The sequence below is a fragment of the Litoreibacter sp. GN1-5 genome (genome assembly GCF_055693805.1).
This window is the reverse complement of sequence record NZ_JBVFUP010000001.1, coordinates 2402105-2426838: the sequence shown is the minus strand read 5'-3', so window position 1 is coordinate 2426838 and position 24734 is coordinate 2402105. Positions and strand designations below refer to the sequence as shown.

Below are 24734 nucleotides of genomic sequence, written 5' to 3'. Positions count from 1 at the left end.
CAAGGCGCGCTGTGAGCCCAATTTGACCAATGCTGCGTGATGAACCAATGTCTGGTTTGACGCTCTAGCGTGCCAGGTTGGGATAATAAATGGTCGAGAAACTCTCCGAAAAGGAAACCGCTCTTCTTCAAGCAGTTGCGTTCTGGTTAAGTGAAGAAATGCTGTCGCGCCTCGTTGACGTGTCACCCGCGCCTGACCTTTTGCACGACTTGGCTCAAAGCAACTATGAGATAAGCTGCAGCGCCTTAGAACGATTGGGTCTGCTTGCGTCTGAAGGCCGATATTGGCGGGTATTGCAGCCAAACGACGACCAACCCACCTTAGGTAATTCACATAAGCGCAGCGACCTTGATCACCTTCTTGATGGGTTCGCTTGCCACTCTCACTACGTCAACGAACTGTATCAACACCACGAGGCTGTGACCCCTACTGGACATGCATTAAACGAAGTTTGTGCTGCTATGGCCGTATGCGGATACATGGAAGCGACGTCTAAGAAAACGTTTGAATGGACCGACGACTTTGGCCCTTGGTTGGTGCGCCACGGGGCATGGGACTTAGATGAGTTTGAGCCCGCGTCGCAAGAAGAAGTGAACGGTGCACTGGCGACCATCCCTGACAAAGCGAGGGAAAGGCTGTCTGGGTCTCTAGGCCGCCACAAACCACACTTTGTGCGATGCTTCTTTGCCCAATGGATCGATGGCAAATGGGAAGAGCGAGAATGGCGATACGCGCCAAACGATGACTGGGACCTCAATCTGGCCGCTGGAATTTACGCTCAGCTGCACAGCTAACGACTGCGGACATTGGCGCAGACGCAGCGAATTGGCGCTTCGTCCCACGCAGCCGAAGTTACGATAAGGCCAAGCTATTGGCGCTGATGACTAATTTCATCATTGAGAATACACAAATGGTAATATCACTATTTCTTCATCTTCAGGCGTGATTTTGTCAGGCCAAGCAAGACACGCGAATAGACTGTATGAAATCCACGCAGGGCATAAAAGAGCGGATCCAATTGGGCCTTGCCTGTTTTCTCATGTAGTTTTGGCAACAGAGCTGATCCGAAATAGACGCGAGTGAATTCCGTATTGTCGGAGTGTGGCTCGACCATCAACCATGTGCGTATTCGACCATTCGCTACTGCCATGATCATTTGATTTTCTTCGCGGGTTTCGACTGTCCAAAACGCAAGCGTATCACTCCGTCCGTTGGCCAAGTCTTCGACCTGCGCCTTTGTAGATGGACGCGACCCAAACCAACCCAATAGTTTGCGTTCAATTCGGAATGCTGGGGTGTTGAAGAAAACAGATATCATCTCTTCCAATGACACCGGTCTTGGCACGTCTGCATAATAGCAATCTGTGAAGCAACCTTCTCGGCTCGCATAAGATTCAAGCAGACCATTGCGAGGAATATCCGCTGATCGAACTGAAAACATCGAAATGTCCCTTTTTGATGCAATTGAGTTTAGCACTCGTTGGAGCGTAATTTTCCACTCCATCGGATTGTGCCTTGTGGAATGGAATGCCGGTTTCATACGGATGCCGGTAAGAGACCTATTGTAGCCAAGACAAATGACATCAAGAACAAGGTCCATTGCGGCATCTGCACGATTGAACCCAGTTGAAGAATGCCATAACCGAGAAACAGAACAATAAAGCTGAACGATATAGCCAGAGGATATGCGCTGATCATCATAGCGTCCGCACCTGAGCGTGCTGCCAGATAGAACGCGATCGAATTGAGCGCTATGACAACTGAAACTATATGCCAAACGACTGTCCATATCGACTTGGCAACAGGGTGCATCGCGCTTTTCAGAAGCGGAACATGGAGTTCTTTGCCGCCAAGCAAAACGTGAATTAGGAACGTTACTGCGGACACAGCCGCAGCTGCGATCAGCCAATAGTTCATGGGAATTTCCTTTCCATACTCAACCGTATGGTTGCAGGAAATTGCGCAAGGCCATACGTCTGCGTATGTTTGACGCATGAAAACAATGTCACGACTATCACCCGAAGATTGGATCAATGCTGGCTTTCGTGCCTTAGCAAAGGGTGGTGCTTCAGCCATTCGGGTCGAGGCTCTGGGCCGAGAGTTAGGCACGAGCAAAGGCTCATTCTACTGGCACTTTAAAGATGTCCAAGCATTGAAGTTAGCTATGCTTGAGACATGGGCGGACGTTGCGACGATCAAAATCAGTGCGACAGTTGATGCCCTTGCCTTGCCGTCAGCAGACGCACTTAAAACTCTCGTCGGTTACATCTCACAAGTGCCGGGAGACGTATACGGCGGGGCGGGGATTGAACCTGCTATCCGCGATTGGTCACGATTTGACGACGATGTCCTGCAAGTTGTTACTCAAATTGACCGAGATAGAATTTCTTATGTGACAGAGCTCTTTCAGCGGTCTGGACAGGACAAGGAATACGCATATGAGTGTGCGGAACTGTTCTACGCAACATTTGTTGGCTTTGAGCATTTGCGGATGAACTTTGATGTAAACATCGAACAGACAATGTTAAAATTGCTGGACAAATTGTTGCCGGAACCTGCTTAGACGTACCCAGCCTTAGATCATATCGCCGGTTTGCTCCGTAGTGATAAGTTCCAGCTATCGCGCTCCAGATCCCGGTAAGGGAAAAGGGCGCGATAGTTGGTTGTAGCAAAGACGTTAGCAGCGGCATGCTTTGTCTGAATTCACAGCTGCTATTATTGCCTACTCGATGAATGTTCGTGCCAGACGCGCCTGCAATGGCTGAGCGAGATAGCTCAACGCGGTCCGTTCACCTGTGTTGACGAACAAATCAGCCGGCATTCCCGGGATGAGGTTTAGCTCTGCAATGGCGCTTGGCTGGATGTCGTCCAATTTGATCCGGGCGGTGTAGAAAGCTTTACCAGTACGGTCATCTTCAAGGCTATCTGCAGAGATATCGACGATCATGCCATTGGCTTCAGGGATGTCGCCCTGATCAAATGCCGATAAGCGCACACGGGCTGATTGGCCAATATACAGCTTTTCGATATCCGCGGTGTTAACCTTTGCCTCAACCACCAGCGGCTCGTCATCAGGTACAATATCCAGAATAGGCGTGCCTGGGCGCACAACACCACCTGCGGTAAACACCGTCATTCCGACAACCCGCCCACTGACGGGTGCAGTGATGATGATCCGCTTCAACCGTTCGGCCGCCCCGATATATTGTGGCTCAAGGGTGGCCAGCAAAGATTCGACCTGTGCAAGCTCGGTGGAGAGTGCTTCTGCACGTTGCTTTTGCTGGCGCAGGCCAGTGAGCTTCAACTCACTGATTTGGTTATTTGCTTGTGCTTCTTGGGTTCTAAGAGAGGCATCAACACCATTCAGGCGCTCAATCTCGACGCGGCGTACATTGACTTGCGTCATCGCAACCAACCCTTTGGCCAGCAAAGCCTCAAGATTGCCAAGCTCTTGCCGGGTAATGTCAAGCTGACGCGCATTAGATGCGCGCTGCTCATCAAACCCTGCGATCTGCCGCTCCAGTCCGGTAATTTGCTGGTCTTGTATAATGCGCTCAGAGTCTCGTGCCCGCATCTCAGCGTTAAAAAGCTGTTCCTGTGTCGTGAAAGCGGCGCTCCACTTGTCTTGCGCCAGCGGTACGCGGAGCATCTTGGCGACATCATCCACTTCAAAGCTGTCAGCTTCACCGATTTGCGCCAGCAGGCGCGCGCGGCGGACCATAACGTCAGCAACCTGGCTGGTGAGCACATCCAGATTGACGTCCAAGTCGGTACTGTCCAGCTCTACCAACGTTTCGCCTGCGTTGACCATTTGACCATTGCTGACAAGGATGTTGCGCACAATGCCGCCTTCAAGATGTTCGACGGTCTTGCGGTTGCCTTCGACCACCAAGGAGGCCGGGGCTACGACTGCGCCGTCAAGTTTGGACGAAGCGGCCCAGTAGGCAGAGCCACCCACAAAAAGTGCGACAGTGAAGACGCCCAGAAACACATAGCGCTTAATCCCGGAGCCTGCGGATTGGTTTTGAATCCGGTTGTAATCTTCGAGACGCAAAGCGGGTTTTTGGGGGCGGGTTTGAACGAGATTTGTCATCAGATCGCTCCTTCCTGAGCGTGTGGCCGTGCAGAAGGGGCGGCAGGTGCCGCCACCTGTGGGCGTTTCGCTGCCACATTGGGTTGAGTGCGCGGGCGCAGGATGTCTTCCTTGTTGCCAAAGCCGGTTTGTTTGCCTTTGTGCAATGTCAGGACTTTGTTGACCACTTCCAGCGTGCTGGGGCGATGCGTCATCACGAAGGTGATCGCGCCACGTTCACGGGCCGTGTCGATGGCTTTGCGTAGGGCTTGTTCCCCTTGATGGTCGAGGTCCGAGTTCGGCTCGTCCAGCACCAGAATGAAAGGGTCGTTGTAAAGCGCACGGGCCAAGGCAATGCGTTGCCGCTGACCCCCTGAAAGATGGAAGTGGTCGCCGATCTGCGTGGTGTACCCGTCGGGCAAGCTGCTGATCAACCCGTGCACATCCGCGTCCAATGCCGCTTGCAATACCTTTGCGTCATCAATGGCTGTAGAGAAGCGCGCGATGTTGTCGCGGATTGTACCGTCGAACAGCTCCACATCTTGTGGCAGGTAGCCTACCATTTGACCAAGTGCTTCGGGGTCCCATTTCGACATCGGGTTGCCGTCAAGGCGGATACTGCCTTGCTGCGGCATCCAGACACCCGCCAACATCTTGGCAAGTGTCGATTTACCAGACCCGCTATGGCCGATGACTGCAACCACATCGCCCGCAGAGAGAGAGAATGTGATCCCGCCAATCGTTGCGTTCTGCGCCATCGGAGGGCCAGCTTTCGCGATATCTGCATCCAACGAAATCTGCGGCCTTGGAAGATGTAGGCGTGCCGGTAATTGTGGGAAGTCTTTATCAAGGGCCGTCAGGTTTTTATAAGAGCCACGTGCGGCCAGAAATGTGCGCCATTGGCCGATCAGTTGATCAATTGGAGCCAGTGCGCGGGCCAGAACGATTGTTGCGGCGATCATGACACCTGCAGTTGCCTCGCCACTGATGGCAAGGGCGGCGCCCAGCCCCAGCATGCCGGATTGCAACCCCATGCGGATTGTCTTGGACATGACAGAGAAGCCGGAAATTCGATCACCGACCCGCAGTTTCAAATGGTGGGCATCGTGTTGCAGAGCTGTCCAGCGCCGGGCGAGATCACCAGTCATACCCATTGCGTGGACAAGCTCCGCGTTTCGTTCACTGGTCGTGAACAAAGCGTCGGACCTGCTGCGCGCATGCGATGCGTCCTGCATCACATCCGAGGCGCGCGAATTGTTAATCAGGGCCAAAATTGTAAGCGTTACCGCACCAGCGAGGCCGAGAGCGCCGAGGTAAGGGTGCAAGATATAGAGAACGCCGAGGTAAAGCGGGATCCAGGGTGCATCGAAGAAAGCTGTCAGGGTTGGCCCGGAGATGAAGTCGCGCAGGCCATTGACGTCAGCTGCGGGGCTAAGGCCGGAGAGGGCTTTGCCATATAGGCGGCGGCGCATCGCGGATTTGAGGATAGGCTCACCGATCTTCAACTCGAACCGGGCACCGAGGCGCCCCAGAATGCGGGTGCGCATCAGATCGAGCAGGCCGGTGACGGCGAAGACGCCAAGCAGCAGTAAGCTAAGCGCGATGAGGGTATCCATGTTTTGGCTGGTGAGCACGCGGTCATAGACTTGCAGCATATAGAGCGGACCGGCGAGCATGAGAGCGTTGAGGATGAGGCTAAAGAGGGCCACGGCGGTAAATCCAGGTCTGAGCGAGGCCCAGGCGGATTTGACAGAGGATTTTTTCTGAAACATGGGGGGTGATCTCTTTTTCAGGGTGAAGGGGCGGCAGGTCTGGCCCGCCGCCCCGGTTGGTTTTGGATCAAACGAGGAAGTCGTCTTCGGTCAGCAGCGTGCTATCGACACCTTCGAAGCGCACGGAGGCGTCGGAGGAGAAAGACAGCACCGCATCAGCGCCGTCTTGCGTGAGCGCGGAGGACAGATCAAAGTCAGAACCGAAGTCGTTGAGTTGCAGACGGTCCACACCGACTTCAAAGTTGGTGATGACATCGGCACCGATGTCGCCCGCAGTGAAGACAAATACGTCCGCGCCTTGGCCACCGTCGAGGGTGTCATCGCCGCCCTCACCATTCAGCAAGTCGTCGCCAGCACCACCGCTTAGTGTGTTGTCCAGATCAGAGCCGATAATCACGTCACCATCGTCAGAGCCGATGACGTTCTCGATCGAGCTGAGAACATCGGTTTCGATCTGGTTTTCGATCACGTCGAGACCCAGAACGCCGGTGCCTGTGGCATCAGGGCTTGCGTCAAGTGTCGCACCAGCATCAACCAGCGTGTCCTGAACAACAGGGCCGTTTGCACCTGCAGGCGCATTGTGCAGGTGGATGGCCGAGACAACACCCGGGATCGGGGTTTGCAGATCAGCCTCATTCAGACCAACCACGCTTAGTTCGCTGGAGTAGCTCACTTCGCCTGTTTCCAGGTTCTGCGTAATCACGACAGAGCCCTCGCCTGTGGCTTCGCTGTCAGACAGCGGGCCCGGCTCCTGTGCGGCATCCAAACCACCCGACAGGGTGACGGTACGAATACCAGCTTCGGTCACGTCGCTGTCGACCAGCAATTGACCGCGTATTTCGCCACCCACGAAGTCTGACGTGTGGATATTGAAATACAGGTTCCCGGCAACTGCTTGCTCGACGAATTGAGCACCGTCTTGGATGTTGGAGCCGAATTGAGCCGGGGCATTGACGAGTTGGTTTTCAACACGAACGGTGAAGCCCGTGTCGCGTGTCGCCGTTCCGTTTCCATTTGGTCCAAGGTTGACGTTGACCGCAACATCAAGGTCAGAGAAGTCGGCTGTATCGAACCCTTCGCCACCCTCGATGAAGTCATTGCCAATACCACCGACAATCACGTTGTCGCCTTGACCAGTGATCAGAACGTCATCGCCTGCGCCACCGTCGACGACACCATTGATCTGGCCAAGGTCGACAACAACGTCGTCTCCGGCACTCAGCAACACGTTGCCGTTCACGACACCTTCGTCATCGTTCACGAAAGTCACGGAGCCTGCGTCAGTTGCGTCGATTGCATTGACGGTCCCGCGGATTTCACCTTCGTTGATGATCGCACCCAGGACATTCAGACCGCTGTCAACGCGAATACCCGCTGCGGCGTCGCTGTCCTCGGACCCGGCGATCAGGCCGTCGTTTTGCACCAGACCAGCGAAGCTGTTATCTTCCGACCCGCTGTAAAGACGCAGACCGTCACCGATCTGATTACCTTCTGCGGCATCGCCACGACCTTGGATGGTGCCTTCGTTAAAGACTGCAGCCGAGACAACGTCACCGACAACATCACCCGTTTGAAGCGATACGCCAGAGCCATTGTTGCCCTCGCCTGCATCAACCAGACCTCTGTTTGTGAAAGTGTAGTTATCTGCAGTTGCGTCCGCGTAGACGGTGCCGTTGCGCTGGTTGCCCGTTCCCAGGATCTCGCCTTCGTTCAGGACTTCAAGGCCTTCACCGTCGATGTTCAGCGCGCGGCTGTCGGAAGACACAACACCACGGTTTACGAAAGAGCCGCCCGTGTGATCGCCCGTGCCAAAATAGACACCGTTGTTGACGCCGGCAAAGACGCCGCCTTCTTCGTTGACCAGCTCACCTTGGAAGTTGACACCGTTCACTGCGCGGAATGCACCTGTTGGGCCAACTGCGCTATCGGAGGTGACAGTGCCGGAGTTCGTGATCGTGCCGTCGAATTGGCCTGGTGCAAAGCCGCCTTCTGGCAGACGCACGCCTTCGAGACGGATGCCGTCACCAGCCGTGCCACCAGCAGGGGATGCCTGACCGCGACCTGCGATCGTGCCAGCGTTGGTCAGCGCGACCTCGCCATTGCCGTCTTCGGCAAGTGACAATGTGACACCTGAGCCTTCATTGTGCTCGCCCGCGTCGATTGTGCCGTTTGCGAGGTTGTTGATCGAGAAGTCAGTGGCCGTGTCGTCGGAATAGACAGTGCCGTTGCGCTGATCGCCCGTGCCGAGAATATCGCCACCATTGACGAGATCAACACCAGAGCCGTCAATATTGACGGCGCGGCTACCCGATTGGATTGTGCCGAAGTTCAGGATGTCCAGATCATGCTCGGCATTGCCAATGTAGAGGCCGTTACGTGCGCCTTCGATTGTCCCGGTCGAGGTATTAAGGATACGGCCTTCAGCACCAACGCCGTCGGCCACGCGGATACCGCCAGCTGTGCCTTGGTTGCTGTCTGATGTGACCAGACCGCTGTTAACGATATCCGTTTCAGAGATCGTGCCTTCAGCGCCGTTGTTGATGCGGATACCGTCGCCAGCGCCAGGCGTGTTCGCAGCAGCTTGGCCACGACCTTGAATGGTTGCGCCTGCACCGTTGAAGATGGTGTTGGACACGCGGTCGCCAACTTCATCACCAACCTGCAAAGAGATACCAGCGCCTGAGTTACCTTCGCCGGAATCGATAATCGCGCCTGCGAAGTTCGAGATCGAAACATCCTCAGCAGCAGCATCGCTGTAGATTGTGCCGTTGCGTTGGTCGCCTGTTCCTACGATGTTGCCAAAGTTGCGGACGCTAATGCCTTCACCTTGGATATCAACCGCACGGCTGTCTGACGAGATGACACCACCGCGGAAGTTGTCGAGCGTGCCCGAGCTATTCGGCCCGGCAAATTGCACACCGTTATACTCGCCCGCGATCTCGCCAAAGTTGCGGATGTCGGCGCTACCGGTCACCTGAACGCCTGTTGCCAGCACGTCGGTGTCGGAATTGGCTTCGATCAAACCGGAGCGGAAGTTAAAGATCTGTGCGTCTTCGCCTGTTACCTGCACGGCGGCAGCAGCGTTGTTTGTTTCAACTTCGCCGAAGTTCAGGAAGCGGGCAAAGTTATTGTCCAACAAAAACGCCGGGGTGTTGTCGACCAATGTGCTTTGGAAAAAGCTGTTGGTCAGTGTTTGTCCATCTCGGACGGTCTCTTGGGCCAGTGACGAAGACGTCAGCAGTCTGGCACGCAAGGTTGAAAGGATTTCGGTCAGCATGGGTAGCTCCATTCTTTGGTTGTGTGAGGCGGACCCCGAGGGAGGTTGGGGACGCTGAACACACAAAGACGCATTGACCGTTGGTTTAGAAATTCTTGCTGCGAATGGCGGCTATAGGTATCGCAAATACTCACGGATTTCGTGATTTAGGCATAAATATTATAGATAATTTTCAGTTACTTAAGTGACCACCATACATGCAGAGATCTTATTCGCTTACGGCTCATCACATCAAAGTCACCGTGCTTGATCGAAAATATGATAACCGTTCATACTTCCGCTCGGAAATGCAGGAGAACAGAAAGAGAGGATTCGGTTTAGCTGCAAAGCAGTATGGCCTCCGCAAAGCAGAAAGGCGGCGACAGGGCTGTAAATACGGGTATTAAGTTGCCGGTAGAAGTCAGGCTATGTGGCACAGGGGGCGCGTAATCCGACCATATCTTTATTACAGGTCGCGACGGTCCCTCCGGGAGGATTCTGACTTACAGCATTGTGCAAGGCGGATATGATTTCCGGATGCGGAAATTGAGGGCGGGTCAATACACCTAATTCGCGCATGTTCCCTTCGTCATCAAATGGAATGAAGGTAAGGCCGAACCCGTCACGTCTGAATTGCTCGGCGGCAATAGCATTGACTATTGTGCAAGCATCGCTTTGTGCAACATGGCGACAGACGGTCTCAAAGCGGGCTGTTTTCACGTCGATGCCAGTGGATTCGGCTGCGGCGGATGAAGAGGACGGCAAATCCTGTTCGAGATCATACCCAAACGAAATATCGAAACGAATAAGTTGCTTTGCGGGCACTTGATGAGCCCAGATGCTTTTGCTGGACGCCAACGGGTGGCCGGTACGCACACTGAGATAAAGAGGTTCGAACCAAAGCGACAGAAAGTCCATTGGACGTTCTGAGCCTTCAAATATCTGGTCGAAGCTCTTTTGGGCAATGAATGTCATATCGACGGTCCGATCCTCAACCATCTTAGCTAAGGCTACGGGGTAATCCTCCACGACGACTATTTTGCGGTCTGCCGCAATTTGACTGAACAAGTTCTTGAAGTAGCGAAAAAGGTAGGCCGCCAAAGTAGGTGTCATACCCAGTCGCAGTGGTAAATTCTCACTTGTCCGATATTTGCGGGCGATGTCGCCGATATGGTCAACGGTTTCGATAACCAGCTTCGCGTTCTGAAGAATATCCTGGCCGAAAGCTGTTAGATGTACGCCATCCCTGTCGCGTTGAAAGATGGAAACACCCAACTCGGCTTCGAGTTTCTTGATTTGGTTGGAGAGGGCTGGCTGGCTAACAGATGCAGCCTCAGCTGCACGTGTGAAATTCTGATGCTCCGCAACCGCGATGACATATTGCAGGTCTCTCAAATTCATTCGCGACACCAACCCATTTTGTTGTTCCGTTGCTGACGTTGCCCTGCCAATCACATCCTCTGTAGAGGCACGGGTATTCGGGAAAGAAGCCTGTCGAACGGCACTGAATCAACAGAATTCCACGTTTATCGCCTCTTTGTGATGCGCTGTGTATATCCCGCCAGTCTATTGGAAAGCCGCTTTTGCAAAGCTGGTGGTGTTATCCGATTGCCGCAGTTTGGACGAAGGGCAGCTTTGCTGCTTTTCTCAAATGTGGGTCAATGTCGTGACGTGAAGGTCAAAGTTATCTGACGTTCAACAACTTCGCACATATCCCAACTACTCCGCAGCGATGCTATCTTCTACTTTCTCGACCCGCACTGCAGAGAATTTGAACTCCGGGATTTTGCCGTAGGGGTCCAGCGCGGAATTTGTCAGGATATTTGCCGCTGCCTCCACATAAGCAAATGGCAGAAACACGTTGTCCTCTGACACGGCGCGATCCGCGCGGGCCATGACTGTCACTGTCCCGCGCCGGGTTGTAAGGCGGATTAGGCCACCGGGTTCAACCCCCATTTTGCGCAAGGTACGCGGGTGAAGTGAGCAATTCGCTTCCGGTTCAAGCCCATCCAGCACCGTAGCCCGGCGGGTCATAGAGCCTGTGTGCCAATGCTCCAACTGCCTGCCAGTGATCAGGATGAAAGGATATTCGTCATCCGGGCTTTCATCAGGGGCGATCACATTGGCGGGTGTGAAGCGTGCGCGGCCTTCGGGGCGGGGGAAGCCATCGCCGAACACAATAGGTTGGCCGGGATCGTCAGGCGTGAGTGATGGATAGGTAACAGCCCCTTTTTCCAGACGGTCCCAGGTAATGTTGTCGAGCGAGTTCATGTTCATCTTCATTTCGGCAAATACCTCGCGCGGATGCGTGTAGGTCCAACCAAGGCCAAGCCGCTTTGCCAGTTCCGTCTCGATCCACCAATCTTCGCGTGCTTCACCGGGCGGCGGCACTGCTGGGCGGCCCATTTGTACCTGTCTGTTGGTATTGGTGACGGTTCCCGTCTTTTCGGCCCATGCGCTTGCGGGCAGGATTACATCAGCGTAATTTGCGGTTTCCGTCAGAAAAATATCCTGCACCACAAGATGATCCAGTTTCGCCAGAGCGGCCCGTGCATGATCCACGTCAGGGTCCGACATGGCGGGGTTTTCGCCTAGAATATACATGCCCTTAATGTCGCCCGCATGGATTGCATCCATGATTTCAACAACAGTCAGGCCCTTTTCGGCGCTGAAATCGCCCGTCTGCCAAACATCCGTAAAGGCTGAGCGAACGCCATCGTCCATGACGCTTTGGTAATCCGGTAGAAACATCGGGATCAGCCCAGCGTCACTGGCCCCTTGCACATTGTTTTGACCGCGCAATGGATGCAGCCCCGCGCCGGGACGCCCGACATGGCCACACATCAATGCCAAAGAGATCAGGCAGCGCGAATTATCCGTTCCATGGATATGCTGCGACACACCCATGCCCCAGAAGATCATCCCGGCCTTTGCTGTGGCGAAGTCGCGGGCGACGGCCCGCAAGGTATCTGCCTCAATCCCGCATATCTCGGCCATTTTCTCGGGTGTGAAATCGGCCAGATGCGCCTTCATCGCGTCCCAATTCTCGGTATAGCCTTCGATGTATTGACGGTCGTAAAGCTCTTCTTCGACGATCACATTCATGATCGCGTTAAGCATCGAAACATCGGCGCCGGGGCGGAATTGCAGCATATGTTTCGCGTGGCGTTTCAGGCCTTGCCCGCGCGGGTCCATCACGATCAGTTTGCCGCCACGCTTGGCAAATTGTTTGAAATAGGTGGCAGCAACCGGGTGGTTCTCGGTCGGGTTTGCCCCAATCACAATCGCCACATCCGCGTTTTCGATCTCGTTAAATGTCGCCGTCACGGCGCCTGAGCCAACATTTTCCATCAGCGCCGCAACAGATGACGCATGGCACAGCCGTGTGCAGTGGTCCACGTTGTTATGCCCAAACCCCTGACGGATCAGCTTTTGGAACAGATATGCCTCTTCGTTGGAACATTTGGCAGACCCAAAACCGGCAATTTCGCGCCCGCGATCCTTCAGACCAGCGGCGGCGAAATCCAGCGCTTCGTCCCATGACGCCTCACGGAAATGGGTCGACAGATTGCCCGGGTCTACATTCAGGCCCTTAGCGGGTGCATCTTTGCGGCGGATCAGCGGTTTGGTCAAGCGGTGCTTGTGATCAATATAGTCAAACCCGAACCGTCCCTTGACGCAAAGACGGCTTTCGTTGGCCGGGCCTTCAATCCCGTCCACCCAGGCGATCTTGTCGTCTTTGATTTTGAACGACAGCTGGCACCCTACACCACAATAGGGGCATACGCTTTCCACTTCGCGATCATAGGCCTTTAGATCGCCGACCTGCGCTTCATTCACTGCGGTTGCTGGCATCAAAGCGCCCGTGGGGCAGGCCTGCACACATTCACCGCATGCCACACAAGAGGACGCACCCATCGGGTCATCGATATCAAATACCGGATAAGCATCATGCCCCCGGCCTGCCATGCCGATCACATCATTGACCTGCACCTCACGACAGGCCCGCACGCATAGGCCGCATTGGATGCAGGCATCCAGATTGACCGACATCGCAACATGGGAATTGTCCAGAAGCGGCACACGCTCCATCTCTAGGGTGGGCAGACGGCTCTCTGTCACGCCTTGCGCTTCGGCCATGTTCCATAGGTGGGACGACTTGTCATGAGCCGCGTCACGGTCGGGCTGGTCCGCGACAAGCATCTCCATCACCATTTTGCGCGCCGTCACTTCGCGTGTGCCTTGGGATGTGACCTTCATGCCCTCTGATGGTTCCCGAATGCAGGACGCAGCAAGCACGCGTTCACCCTCAATAGAAACCATGCAGGCACGGCAATTGCCGTCTGATCGGTATCCCGTCGCATCCTTGTGGCACAGATGAGGAATGGTCGTGCCAAGTCTTTTGGCAACTTCCCAGATCGTTTCCCCGGCAGAGGCTTCGACCTCGTCGCCATCAAGCTCAAACCGGACTGTATCAGACATATCTGTGTCTCCCTTTGAGGCAGAATAGACCATGCGCAACATCTTGAACGAGGCCCAGCCGCGACATCTTTGCCCGGATTCGCGTCAGCACTGTTTCCCATCGGCACCAATTGGTCCTGATCCCGGTCAAAATATACGCGCAGCGGCCAAGCAGTTGTGACATATGGTGATTTCACATAAACCCGAAAGCAAGAGGACTATGGTATGACACATCTCTGGGTTCGGGCCGAACAACGTGACCATGAACAGCGGGTCGGGCTTACCCCTGAAGGGGCAAAAGCGCTGATAGATGCCGGCGTAAACGTCACTGTTGAACGAAGCACATCCCGTGCCATTCCTATTGATGGCTATGCCGAAGCAGGTTGTGAAATCGTGCCCGAGAATACCTGGCCTGACGCGCCGGATGGTACCATCATTTTCGGTCTGAAAGAACTGCCAGACGATGGCAGGTCTTTAAAACACCGCCACATCATGTTCGGTCATGCTTATAAGGGACAGCCATCCGGGCAAGTGCTTTTGAAACGGTTCAAAGCCGGGGGTGGCACGCTTTTGGATCTTGAATATCTGGTGGATGAGGCAGGCCAACGCGTGGCGGCTTTTGGCTATTGGGCAGGTTATGCAGGTGCCGCTGTTGCGTTGAAATGCTGGATCGCACAACAGAAAGGCGACCTTGCCGGACCGGTTGGGACTTGCGCGTCATCCTCTCATATGCTGGCCGATCTGCAAGAACAGCTTGTGCGGATTGGTACGCAACGCCCGACCGCCTTGATCATCGGCGCGCTGGGCCGGGTCGGCACAGGGGCTGCGGATTTATGCCAGGCAATGGGTGTCGCTACGACGAAATGGGATATGGCCGAGACCGCCCATGGCGGACCGTTCCCTGAAATTCTGACCCATGATATCTTTCTCAACTGCATTCTTGCGCGGCCTGGTACGCCGGTTTTCGTTCTGGTTGCTGCCAAGACGGCCATGCGCAGGTTGTCTGTCATTGGTGATATTGCCTGTGATCCCGAAAGCGATTTTTCCCCCATCAAAGTTTATGATCGCGTGACAAGCTGGGATGCGCCTGCGCTACGCGTGCATGAGACACCGCCGCTTGACGTGATGGCCATCGATAACCTGCCATCTCTTTTGCCAACGGAATCTTCCGAGGATTTTGCGGCACAACTCTTGCCATCTCTGCTTCAACTCGACAGGCTTGACCAAGGCGTTTGGGAGCGGGCAAAAGCAACGTTCGAGCAGCATATCGAGAGGGTTTAAGATGACAATTCACTGGTGCGGCACTGGCCTGTCGGCGATCCCCGGATTGCGAGAGCTTATCGAGGCCGGTCAGGATGTTACGGTCTGGAACCGGACCGTTGAAAAAGCCGAAGCGGCAGTAGGTGATCTGACCGACCGGATCATGCCGCTTGATATGGACGTACTGGCCAAAGCGCTTGCCCCCAACAACATTGTTGTGTCCATGCTGCCGGGCGAGTTTCACGTCCCGCTTGCAAAGCTGTGTATCGAGAAGAGAGCGCATTTCATCAGTTCCAGCTATATCTCGCCCGAAATGCGGTCGCTGGACCAAGAGGCCGAACTGGCCGGTGTCCGGCTGATCAATGAGGTTGGGCTAGATCCTGGCATTGACCATCTGATGGCCCACTGGCTGGTGGCTGATTACCGGGCCTCCGCAGCCTATGCTGCGGATAATGCGATCTCGTTTACGTCCTATTGCGGTGGCATCCCGAAGACCCCCAATGCGTTTCGGTATAAATTCAGTTGGTCGCCGCTGGGGGTTCTAAAAGCCTTGCGCACTCCGTCACGGTCGATACAGGCGTTTTCCGAGCTGAATATGAAGCTTCCATGGCAGGCAACCCGGACCTACACGGCCCCCTTGCCGCAGCCTGAAGAATTTGAGGTCTATCCCAACCGGGATGCAATCCCGTTCATCAAGGAATACCGTTTTGGTGAACATTGGCGCGTGAAGGAATTTGTGCGTGGGACGCTCAGGCTCAATGGGTGGAAAGACGCATGGGCAGATACCTTTGAAGAGCTTGAGGGTGAAATAAGTGAGGCGCGCCTGAAAGAGCTGTCAGATGAGCTATGGGCCAAATACGCCTATGAGGAAGGTGAAGCTGATCGCGTGGTTATGTGCGTCAACTTTAAAGCGGAAAGCGAAGGCCATCCTGTCTATAACAAGACATACATGATGGACGCTTGGGGCGACGTCCGCGGTAGCGCTATGGCGCGGCTTGTTTCCGGCACAGTCGCTCTGGCCGTGAAAGCTATGCTGGCACGTGAGTTCCCGGCTGGGGTGAGCGCTGCGACTTATGATCCAAAGCTCGTGACCCGCTGGCTGGACGACATGAACAGGCTTGCCCAGGATGTCGAGATCGTGGACCATATGCATTAGGTTGGTGCCAGGCGCTATCTTTCGATATCTGAATCCGGGTGGATCACAACAACGTCGTCGATGACGTCGTCCTCTTTGGTTTGCTCGGAATCCGTAGGGTCTGCGACCTCTTCAACTTCTTCCGCCATCTCGGTAACAGTTGCTGTCTTGTCTTCCACCGCGCCGACAATAAGTGGCAGCATCTCGGTGCCAGAGGGCAGGGCGGGCTCACTTTGGGGTGGCTCACGCCAGCTAAGCGTGTCGAAGCTGGTGCAGTTTTCACAAACTGGTGCCCAAGCGGACTGGATATGCTGGCAATTGTCACATACCCATTGCGGCCCGCGTGAGGCGGTCAGTGCCTTGGCCAGCCAGCCGCGCACAACGGCATCGTCAGAGCCCTCCCCGCGTTCAATTGCAGCCATAATTGTCATTGACCGTGCTGTGGGTGTTGTCTCAACCAAATCACCCAAAGAACGCCGTGCTTCAGGGAAGTCTTCGGCCGCAATGTTCAGCTCAGCCAGAAGCATTTTTGTCTCTGGGTGGTCAGGGGCCAGTTTCGTCAGCAGAGTAAAGCGCTTGATCCGGGCTGTGGCGTTTTCATCCGGAACAATTTCCGCGAAAGCAGCAGCAAGGTCAGGATGCGGAGAGACCTCCCAAGCTTTCTTTATAACACGCGTGGCATAGCGGTCTTTCTTCTGCTCGATATAGGTGCGGGCTGCCATCACGGCAGCCGGTACAAGATCAGGCGACAAACGGTTTGCTTCAATCGCGGTTTCGCGGGCTTCGATGGTTTTGCCATCGGCAAGAATGTCTTTCGCCTCGGACAAGGCAAGAACCGCATCGCGTCTGCGATGGACATCGCGTGGCAAGGCCCCGTGCTTCAGCTTGGCGTTCAGCGTTTTGCGGGCTCCGACCCAATCCGACTTATCTGCCTGTAATCGCAGCAGCACGTCCTGCGTTTCCTCGTGACGTGGCTTCAGGGCAAAGGCTTTCTCGGCCAGCTTCAAGGCGACATCTGTATCGCCCTCGGCCAGCTTTTGCTTCATGATGCCGCGCACACCAACAAAACGCGTTCGGTCGTCCTGCAAAAGCCGTTTATAGACTTCCTGTGCCTTCTTCCCATCACCTGCAATTTCAGCTGCCTGAGCGGTGATCAGGTTGGTCAGCTCTGGCCGTTTGAGGTATTTCTCGGCTTTCGCCGCCTTGGACATGGCAGTACGCCCTTCACCTGACGCCAGCGCCATCAGGCCATCGGCCAATGCCTCAAACCCTTTGCGCTCACGATTGCGGTCAAAATAGCGCGACACAGCAGTTTCGTCCCCGTTGAGGAAATGAAACACTGCAAATAGAAAGTTCAGGATTTTCAGGGTCAGCCAGAACCCGAAAAGCAGCACTGCAAGGCCGACAATCGTAACAAGCGGGCTAAGCGTGAATTCAGTATTGGCGACCGATATGCGCACCCCGCCACTTGTTTCCAGCAGATAGCCAAGCCCAAAGGCCAATGCGACAATCACCGCAACAAAAATCAGTATCTTGACCAAAGACCAAAGCATGTAATGTCCTTAATTCGCGCTCAACGCATTTGATATAGTTTCGAATGCGGCCAAGGCATCCTGACGCCCTTGCGCTTGATCGCGCCAGGCTTCCAGCTTGGCCTTACCTGCGTCTGGCAAAGCACCTAATGTCGTCAGCGCGGTGGACAAATCGCCTTGCCGCACTGCCGCCTCGGCCCGCGATAAAACCGCGTCCGGATCGTCACCTTCGCGGGGCTCAAGAGAGCGTGCGCCTAATTGATCCTGCAAGAACAGTTTAAAGCGATCAGCAGTTCCATCCCCGGCAGTTTCCCGTAGAGACGCTGATAGAGCGTCTCGTGCTAAATCAGGGAATTCGCCTTGCAGGCGGGACAGGCTGGGAACACCCGATGCAGCCTGATCTGACAGTACAGCGGGGACGTCGATGGCACCTGCAACTTCGCTGAGCGGTTCTTCAAACGGCTTGCCTGTTTCCAATGCGGCGCTCACGGCATTCAAGGCACCACGCGCCGATGCCTTGGCAGCTGCTTCCGCTGCAGTTTCCTGTTGTGTTTTGGCCAGATCAATCTGTTCTTGCGCGAAACTCGCAACCTTATCGATATCCGCTTGCAGTGTTTCCAGCTCTTGTCGTTGAGCATCCAGTAATGCCTGCAGGTCAGCGTCCGGTGCGGCAGCCGTGACGGGAGGCGTTTCCGAAAGCTCTGTTACTTTTTGGGTAAGTGCTTCGATCTCGGTTGTGGCCGCAGCGCGGTCTTGACTGGCTTGCGCCAACTCGGATTCAAGGGTTGTAATACGGGCAGATTGATCCGCAAGCTGTTGTTTGACCTCTTTGCTGATCTCTGTGTCAGTGCTGCTGTTGCGCCAGCCGTCCGGCAAAACAAACAAGGCTAAGCCAAAGCCGATTGTTGCTGCCAAAACCCCACCAAGCACCGTGCCAAGAAACCCGCTGGATTTCGTCTGAGCAGGGGGCGCCGGGCTGGCAATGGGGGGCTCGGGTTCGGGTGCTTCTTCTTCAATTGGGTCTTGTTCGTCTATATCGCTATGCGTTTCATTCAGATCATCACCCTGATCAGCCGCATCTTCTTCATGCTCATTCTCGTAATATTCATCTTGCGCCGTATCAGTCGCCTGATAATCGGCCGCATCAAATTCTTCCAGCTCAGCAATTTCGGTTGAAGTCTCTTCTTCGTCAACGTCCAGAGTCTTCTCGGGATCATCAATATCGGGCTGATCTTCGGTGTCATCTGGCGTATCTTCATTGACCAATAGAAGAACATCACGCTCGTCAGTGGTTTCGGCTTCACCACTTTTGGGATCGGTCACATCTTCTTTCTCAGCCTTAGCCTTAGATTTTGATCCAGATGGCTTTTTCCGTGACGTGGCCAAATTGCCTGTTCCTTCCGTTGGGGTGGAATAGCGGGTGAGTCGGCTCCCGCTACCGTCTCATGCCCGATCTTAGCGCAAGGGTCCACTGGCCCTCAAGCAAGTCAGCGCTTCAAGAGCTGCGATATTTCCGCCAACATGCTGTTCGTATTGGGCGCAGCACTGACATAGGTTGACGAATAGAGCGACGAGGATGTCGCCGCCTGCACGGTCGGGCTGAGACAAACGGCAATCCGGGGGGCTGTCATATCTGGGATGATTTGTGCTTCAAACAACCGGGCCGTGCGGGGCGAAAAAAGCGGGATGATCACAGGATTTTGCCTCGATAACAGTGTTACTGCGCCTTGGTTCAATGACGCAGGCACCTGATCATAGATGATTGCTTCGCGCAGATTTATGGAATGTCGCGTCAAATCGCCTGCGACATGCATCCCTCTGGCATATAAAAAGTGCCCTTTTGGGGCATCCCGTTGCAAGAGGTCAGCAAGATCATCAATAGCCCCCCCAGCAGATACAGCCCGAAATCCGTGTTCCATTGCAGCTTTCGCGGTTCTGTCACCAACGCAATAGGCTGTCAGGTCGCGCCTGGGGCAGAGCTTTGCAAAACTGCGCACGCCATTCTCAGACGTGAAGGCCAGGGCTGTTATGCCCTCAAGGTCGATAGCCACATCAAGCGTTTTGATACGCAGGATGGGCGAAATGACACAAGACACCTGATCCCCCAAGGCTTCGTGGATCTGGCGCTCAAACCGTTGCGACTGGATGTCAGGGCGGATCAGAAGCACCTTCATGGCACCGGGCTCGGGATTGTCTGGGTCATGTCTGGGTGTTACCTGCGCATACAGCGCTAAGCAACAGGCACGCCCGATGCACAAAAGGTTGACCATTCTCGGACTGGAGAGCAGCTGCGACGACACTGCCGCCGCTGTCGTGCGCCATGACGAGGGCGCGCCAGCGGAAATCCTGTCCTCTCAGGTATTCGGTCAGATCGACCTGCATGCCGATTTCGGCGGCGTCGTGCCCGAAATTGCCGCCCGCGCCCATGCAGAAAAGCTGGACCATGTGGTCGAAGATGCCTTGCGTGTCGCAGGCGTGACGTTGCAGGACATTGACGCCATTGCGGTAACAGCAGGTCCGGGCCTGATTGGTGGCGTGCTGTCCGGCGTTATGTGCGCCAAAGGACTGGCGGCGGGGGCGGGGTTGCCGCTGATTGGTGTGAACCACTTGGCAGGTCACGCGCTGACACCGCGCTTGACGGATCAGTTAGAGTTTCCCTACCTGATGTTGTTGGTTTCGGGCGGACACTGCCAGTTTCTGATCGCGCATAGCGCGACCGAGTTTCAGCGTCTTGGCGGCACCATCGATGATGCGCCTGGTGAGGCGTTTGACAAGGTTGCCAAGCTGCTGGCCTTGCCTCAACCCGGTGGTCCCAATGTCGAGCAGGCGGCCCTGTCAGGCGACGCGACCCGCTTCAAGCTGCCGCGTCCCTTACTGGACCGGGAAGGCTGCGACATGTCCTTCTCGGGCCTCAAAACGGCCGTTTTGCGCGAACGTGACAAGCTAATTGCGGCTCAGGGTGGATTATATCAGCAGGACCAAAATGACCTGTCAGCCAGCTTTCAGGTCGCTGTTGCAGATGTATTGACTGAGAAAACCCGCCGTGCTTTGGCACAATATATGGCCCAATCCCCGACACGTCCGGCGATTGCGGTGGCCGGTGGCGTTGCGGCGAATAAAACCATCCGTGCTGCCTTGACCGGGCTGGCACAGGCGGAAAATGTGTCCTTCATTGCACCGCCCTTGGCTCTGTGTACGGACAATGCCGCGATGATCGCGTGGGTCGGCATAGAGCGCTTTCGCTTGAACCTTATCGATGACATGACCTTGGCCGCGCGTCCCAGATGGCCACTGGACATGACTGCCCCCGCTATGCTGGGATCGGGCAAAAGAGGTGCAAAAGCATGACGAAAATCATTGTGGCCGGGGCCGGGGCCTTTGGCACTGCATTGGCGATTACCCTCAACCGCGCTGGGCGCGATGTAACGCTTGTGGGGCGCGAAGTTGAGAAAATGGCAAAGTCTCGGATCAACCCGCGACTGTCTGGTGTAGGTCTTCCACGCACATTGGAGGTGACGGATACTCTGTCGGTCGGTCCAGATGATCTGCTGCTGCTTGCTGTTCCCATGCAGGTTTTGACGGCCTACCTGGCAGACAAGGCGCTGCGCCCGAAAGCGGCCATTGCGTGCTGCAAAGGTATTGATCTGGAAACCGGCCGTGGACCTACAGCTATTATATCTGATATGCTGCAAACCCCATCTGCTATTCTGTCCGGTCCCAGCTTTGCATCTGATCTGTCCAAAGGCCTGCCCACCGCGCTGACACTGGCGACGACCGACAGCACATTGGGGGAAAGCCTGCAAAATGAGCTGTCGACCGAAACGATGCGCCTTTATCTTTCGGATGACCCTATCGGTGCCGAACTTGGCGGGGCTTTGAAGAATGTCATTGCCATTGCTTGTGGCATTTGTATTGGGGCGGGTCTTGGCGAAAGCGCGCGTGCGGCCCTGATGACCCGCGGATATGCCGAGATGCAGCGTATGGCTTTGGCCCTTGGAGCAAAACCAGAAACGCTTGCGGGGCTGTCAGGCTTTGGCGATCTGGCGTTGACCTGTACCTCGACCCAATCACGCAACTTCAGCTTTGGTCTGGCGCTTGGTACGGATGTCGTTCCACCCGAGATGACAACGGAAGGCCGTGCGACCTCTCAGGCGATTGTTAAACTTGCCGATCAAATGTCGATTGATATGCCAATCGCCAAAGCTGTTGCAGGCATGGTAGACGATGCTATCACGTTGCCAGTTGCGCTGGATCAGTTGATGACCCGCCCCCTAAGAAAGGAATAAACCATGCGCGTTGCCGTTATCTGTCAAGACAAGCCGGACCACCTTGAGGTGCGCAAAGCAAACCGTGACGCCCATAAGGCGCACATCAAGGAGAGCGGCCTTGTTGAAATGGCAGGGCCATTTCTGAACGGCGGTGGTGATATGTGTGGATCGCTTATTATTCTGACGGTCGACACTTTGGATCAGGCGCAGGACTGGGCTGCAAATGATCCTTATGCCAAGGCTGGTCTGTTCGCCGATGTACAACTGCAAATCTGGGACAAGGTCGTAGGGTAATGGCATATTGGTTGTTTAAATCGGAATCTTCGGTCTGGTCATGGGATCAGCAAGTTGCCAAGGGCGATGAAGGCGAAGAATGGGACGGCGTGCGCAACTATCAGGCCCGCAACTTCATGCGTCAGATGAAACTGGGGGATCGGGGTTTTTTCTATCACTCGCAGTTGGAAAAAGCGATTGTCGGGATCGTTGAGGTCTGCGCCGAGGCACATCCCGACAGCACCACAGATGACGACCGATGGGAGTGCGTGGATATAAAAGCCATAGAGCCTTTGCCAACTCACGTGACACTTAGCATGGTCAAGGCGGATGAGCGGTTACAGAATATGGCCCTTGTCAAAAGCTCACGGCTTTCGGTGCAGCCGGTAGAAGAGGACGCCTGGAAAATAATCTGTCAGATGGGCGGTTTGTGAGGGTGCGTTTCAACAAAGCTGCGTATGTCTGGCACTGATTGCCCGGCCTGTTATCCAGCTTTTCTAACGTTTATTTGAGGGTTGAAGAGCCTTCACGCCGAAGATGAAAGCGCACAGGATCATGACGGTTCTCAGGCTGAACTGAAAGAAGATCGGTACTTCGACAAAGCTTGTCAGGATTACCATCATGACCAACGCGAACAAGAGCGAGGCTTCTGCGGCATTTGTGCGCAATGCCCAGATGCCGGTCAGAATTGCCGCGCCGTACAGGATGAAGATCTGCAGTGCGATGCCGAACAGCCCGATCTCGACTGTGTTGGACAGATAGGTGTTATGAAAGTTGAAACCACTTCGACTTTCGATGCCAAACATGAACCAAAGCGCCTCGGCGGGTTGATGACCTTTCACCCAGAACGCCTGATATCCGATGCCAAACAGCGGTCGTTCATAAATAAAGTCGAGCGCGATTTCCCAAAGCTCGGTCCGGCCCGTGAGCGTAATATCCTTGCCGGTCGTATCAAGCAGAAGCGCTACAAGGAAATCGTAGTTGGCAATAGCAAGCAGTCCAATCAGCAGTGCAACAATCAGTGCAAAGATAAACGCTGCTGCTCTTTGTACGGGGGTCAGTCGGTACATCAGGGTAACGGTCAGCAGGATCATCATAACAGGCGGAACGCTTAGCAACGCGCCCGCAGATTGTGCGCGGATCAAAAGCATCATGCCAAGCGGGATCCCCAAAACTGCCAGCAGGCGCAGCCGTGGCGTAGCGCGGCTGTCCAGCATTTGTGCGAAGGAAATTATCACAAAAGTCGCAGACGCCCCGGCAAGGGCGTTTTTGCTGCCAAAGATACCCAACCACGCACCCGTATCGGCGCGGACATTGCCGATCAGAACGCTCGCGATCATGGCGATGGCGAATAGTGCAAACAGTGCCTGACAGAAACTACGTGCTGACACCCGGTTGGCAATGATGATTGCGATGACCACGGTGATCAGAAGCTGTAACCCAAACCTGAACGACACTGCCGGATATTGCGACCACAGGAAACTGACAACGCAAAAGAGCGGCAGCAACAAGACATACCAGTAACGCAGGCACTGCGTTGCAGCCAAGGCTGGACGGCGCACAATCATCAGACAGCCAAATGCAAGAAAGGCAAGCGCACCCATTGTCCCAACGGCAGGAATGAAAACCAGTGCCGTCAAAGCCAGAACGCCAAGCACGCCATCGGGCGAGACGGTGACTATCGTTCTGTTGGAATAACCCTCTATAGAGGTCATAACGGGCAATGCCCTTTCTGGATATGGATTATGCACCTTTCAGGCTATCATATCACTTTAAACTGCACAGCAGCGAGTCCGGAAATTGGCAATCTTCGCCCAAACCCGTGAAGGCTATCCAGTCGATTTGCATAGAAAGATCATCGGTTGGTTTCTTGAAGGGGCCCATCCAGTCGGTAAATGTATCACTGCCCCAGAAACTGGCGTAGATTTTTTGGGGGTTTGTCGGCATCGGGCTTCCCGGCTTTGTCTTATGAACAGACGTGCCGTTCACAAACCATTCGATACTGTCTTCTGTCCAGACGAAAGCATAAGTGATGAAATCTGCGTCAGAGCGTTTGGGCAATTTCACTGTCTGCCCATTGGTGGGTTTGCCTGACACATAGGTATTGACCTGCACAGCGCTGGTATCACGGGTCAGGACTTCAAAATCAATCTCATCATGTGGCTTGCCGTGATGCGGACCGATATATGTGAAGAACGCGGCATTCAGGCCAGAACCGCTTGGTGTTTTGAATCGTACCTCATAAGTGCCGTACCCGTAAGTATGGCGCGATTGAATCTCGCCGCAAACATAATCTGTTTTCTCGGTCTTGGTGTCGGAAAATGTCAGCGTCAGATGGCTATTGTCAAAAGTAGTAGCTCTTTTGGACCATTCGCAGTTCTGCCAATTCCCATTGATCCATCCGTCCGAGATGCCCCAAAGCCCACGGTTAAAGACATCGAAATCATCGAAGAAAGTTTTGCCTGCGGGGATGTCCTCGGCCTGCGCGGCAGAGCCTAGCAAAGCGACGCACAGCGCAACACATTTTAGACTTATGTGAATAGGAATCGACAGTCGCATAGCTCACCCGAAACGCTGTGTTTTCGAAAACTGCCTACATCTGCATCACTTCGAATACGAGTGCGTTCGTAAATCCGGGCACAGCTCGGCATATCCTCGCCAGATGAGAAGTCTGCTGGGTTAATCAGCTTGGTGCGATTGCATGT

Annotated in this window: 20 protein-coding genes; 8 read left to right on the top strand and 12 right to left on the bottom strand. The window is 54.7% G+C overall.

The features are described from left to right. Nucleotides 1-89 precede the first annotated feature (89 nt). Nucleotides 90-794: a hypothetical protein gene (locus ACZ1HF_RS12040; RefSeq protein WP_472657738.1), complete on the top strand. Its 705-nt coding sequence runs from the start codon at nt 90-92 to the stop codon at nt 792-794. Nucleotides 795-922: 128 nt separating this feature from the next. Here ACZ1HF_RS12040 and ACZ1HF_RS12035 read toward each other — a convergent pair whose 3' ends face one another. Continuing rightward, entirely contained in the window at nt 923-1318 is a 396-nt protein-coding gene (locus tag ACZ1HF_RS12035; RefSeq protein WP_472657737.1) for a hypothetical protein, read from the bottom strand. Nucleotides 1319-1536: 218 nt separating this feature from the next. Further along, nucleotides 1537-1917, bottom strand: coding sequence for a hypothetical protein (locus ACZ1HF_RS12030; RefSeq protein ID WP_472657736.1), 381 nt, complete (start codon nt 1915-1917; stop codon nt 1537-1539). 76 nt (nt 1918-1993) lie between these two features. On the opposite strand from ACZ1HF_RS12030, the gene ACZ1HF_RS12025 reads away from it, so the two are divergent. Next, nucleotides 1994-2563, top strand: coding sequence for a TetR/AcrR family transcriptional regulator (locus ACZ1HF_RS12025; protein ID WP_472657735.1), 570 nt, complete (start codon nt 1994-1996; stop codon nt 2561-2563). 159 nt (nt 2564-2722) lie between these two features. Here ACZ1HF_RS12025 and ACZ1HF_RS12020 read toward each other — a convergent pair whose 3' ends face one another. From ACZ1HF_RS12020 to fdhF, 5 genes are all read right to left on the bottom strand, one after another. Further along, entirely contained in the window at nt 2723-4093 is a 1371-nt protein-coding gene (locus ACZ1HF_RS12020; protein WP_472657734.1) for an HlyD family type I secretion periplasmic adaptor subunit, read from the bottom strand. Next, on the bottom strand, nt 4093-5844 hold the full coding sequence (locus ACZ1HF_RS12015) for a type I secretion system permease/ATPase (RefSeq protein ID WP_472657733.1): 1752 nt from the start codon (nt 5842-5844) through the stop codon (nt 4093-4095). Before ACZ1HF_RS12015 ends, ACZ1HF_RS12020 begins: the two co-directional genes overlap by 1 nt. Nucleotides 5845-5911: 67 nt before the next feature. Further along, complete coding sequence (locus ACZ1HF_RS12010; RefSeq protein WP_472657732.1) at nt 5912-9121, bottom strand: beta strand repeat-containing protein; 3210 nt, start codon at nt 9119-9121, stop codon at nt 5912-5914. A 405-nt stretch (nt 9122-9526) separates the two neighbouring features. After that, nucleotides 9527-10501, bottom strand: coding sequence for a LysR family transcriptional regulator (locus ACZ1HF_RS12005; protein WP_472657731.1), 975 nt, complete (start codon nt 10499-10501; stop codon nt 9527-9529). 318 nt (nt 10502-10819) lie between these two features. After that, a complete protein-coding gene (gene fdhF / locus ACZ1HF_RS12000; protein WP_472657730.1) occupies nt 10820-13582 on the bottom strand; it encodes a formate dehydrogenase subunit alpha in 2763 nt (920 codons plus the stop codon). Between the two features lie 204 nt (nt 13583-13786). On the opposite strand from fdhF, the gene ACZ1HF_RS11995 reads away from it, so the two are divergent. Beyond that, nucleotides 13787-14842, top strand: a complete 1056-nt coding sequence (locus tag ACZ1HF_RS11995) for a saccharopine dehydrogenase (RefSeq protein WP_472657729.1) — start codon at nt 13787-13789, stop codon at nt 14840-14842. 1 nt (nt 14843) lies between these two features. Continuing rightward, nucleotides 14844-15977 carry a saccharopine dehydrogenase family protein gene (locus ACZ1HF_RS11990; RefSeq protein ID WP_472657728.1) on the top strand — a complete coding sequence of 378 codons (1134 nt, stop codon included), beginning with the start codon at nt 14844-14846 and terminating at the stop codon, nt 15975-15977. A gap of 14 nt (nt 15978-15991) precedes the next feature. Here ACZ1HF_RS11990 and ACZ1HF_RS11985 read toward each other — a convergent pair whose 3' ends face one another. The 3 genes from ACZ1HF_RS11985 to ACZ1HF_RS11975 all read right to left on the bottom strand — a co-directional run bounded on the left by ACZ1HF_RS11985 (nt 15992) and on the right by ACZ1HF_RS11975 (nt 19662). Beyond that, nucleotides 15992-17509 (bottom strand): heme biosynthesis HemY N-terminal domain-containing protein, encoded by a 1518-nt coding sequence (locus tag ACZ1HF_RS11985; RefSeq protein WP_472657727.1) that lies wholly within the window; start codon nt 17507-17509, stop codon nt 15992-15994. A 9-nt stretch (nt 17510-17518) separates the two neighbouring features. Further along, complete coding sequence (locus tag ACZ1HF_RS11980) at nt 17519-18811, bottom strand: COG4223 family protein (protein WP_472657726.1); 1293 nt, start codon at nt 18809-18811, stop codon at nt 17519-17521. A gap of 164 nt (nt 18812-18975) precedes the next feature. After that, the gene (locus tag ACZ1HF_RS11975) at nt 18976-19662 is read right to left on the bottom strand and encodes a uroporphyrinogen-III synthase (RefSeq protein ID WP_472657725.1); all 687 of its coding nucleotides are present in this window, start codon (nt 19660-19662) and stop codon (nt 18976-18978) included. 76 nt (nt 19663-19738) lie between these two features. On the opposite strand from ACZ1HF_RS11975, the gene tsaD reads away from it, so the two are divergent. The 4 genes from tsaD to ACZ1HF_RS11955 are packed head-to-tail and all read left to right on the top strand — an operon-like array spanning nt 19739 to nt 22463. Then, nucleotides 19739-20836, top strand: coding sequence for a tRNA (adenosine(37)-N6)-threonylcarbamoyltransferase complex transferase subunit TsaD (tsaD, locus tag ACZ1HF_RS11970; RefSeq protein WP_472657724.1), 1098 nt, complete (start codon nt 19739-19741; stop codon nt 20834-20836). Then, the gene (locus ACZ1HF_RS11965; RefSeq protein WP_472657723.1) at nt 20833-21774 is read left to right on the top strand and encodes an NAD(P)H-dependent glycerol-3-phosphate dehydrogenase; all 942 of its coding nucleotides are present in this window, start codon (nt 20833-20835) and stop codon (nt 21772-21774) included. Before tsaD ends, ACZ1HF_RS11965 begins: the two co-directional genes overlap by 4 nt. 3 nt (nt 21775-21777) lie before the next feature. After that, nucleotides 21778-22050: a YciI family protein gene (locus ACZ1HF_RS11960; protein ID WP_472657722.1), complete on the top strand. Its 273-nt coding sequence runs from the start codon at nt 21778-21780 to the stop codon at nt 22048-22050. Beyond that, a complete protein-coding gene (locus ACZ1HF_RS11955; protein WP_472657721.1) occupies nt 22050-22463 on the top strand; it encodes an EVE domain-containing protein in 414 nt (137 codons plus the stop codon). Before ACZ1HF_RS11960 ends, ACZ1HF_RS11955 begins: the two co-directional genes overlap by 1 nt. Nucleotides 22464-22526: 63 nt before the next feature. Here ACZ1HF_RS11955 and ACZ1HF_RS11950 read toward each other — a convergent pair whose 3' ends face one another. Together ACZ1HF_RS11950 and exoK are read right to left on the bottom strand one after the other, a co-directional pair. Continuing rightward, nucleotides 22527-23744, bottom strand: coding sequence for an O-antigen ligase family protein (locus tag ACZ1HF_RS11950; protein ID WP_472657720.1), 1218 nt, complete (start codon nt 23742-23744; stop codon nt 22527-22529). 52 nt (nt 23745-23796) lie between these two features. After that, nucleotides 23797-24588 (bottom strand): endo-1,3-1,4-beta-glycanase ExoK, encoded by a 792-nt coding sequence (exoK, locus tag ACZ1HF_RS11945; protein WP_472657719.1) that lies wholly within the window; start codon nt 24586-24588, stop codon nt 23797-23799. Nucleotides 24589-24734 lie beyond the last annotated feature (146 nt).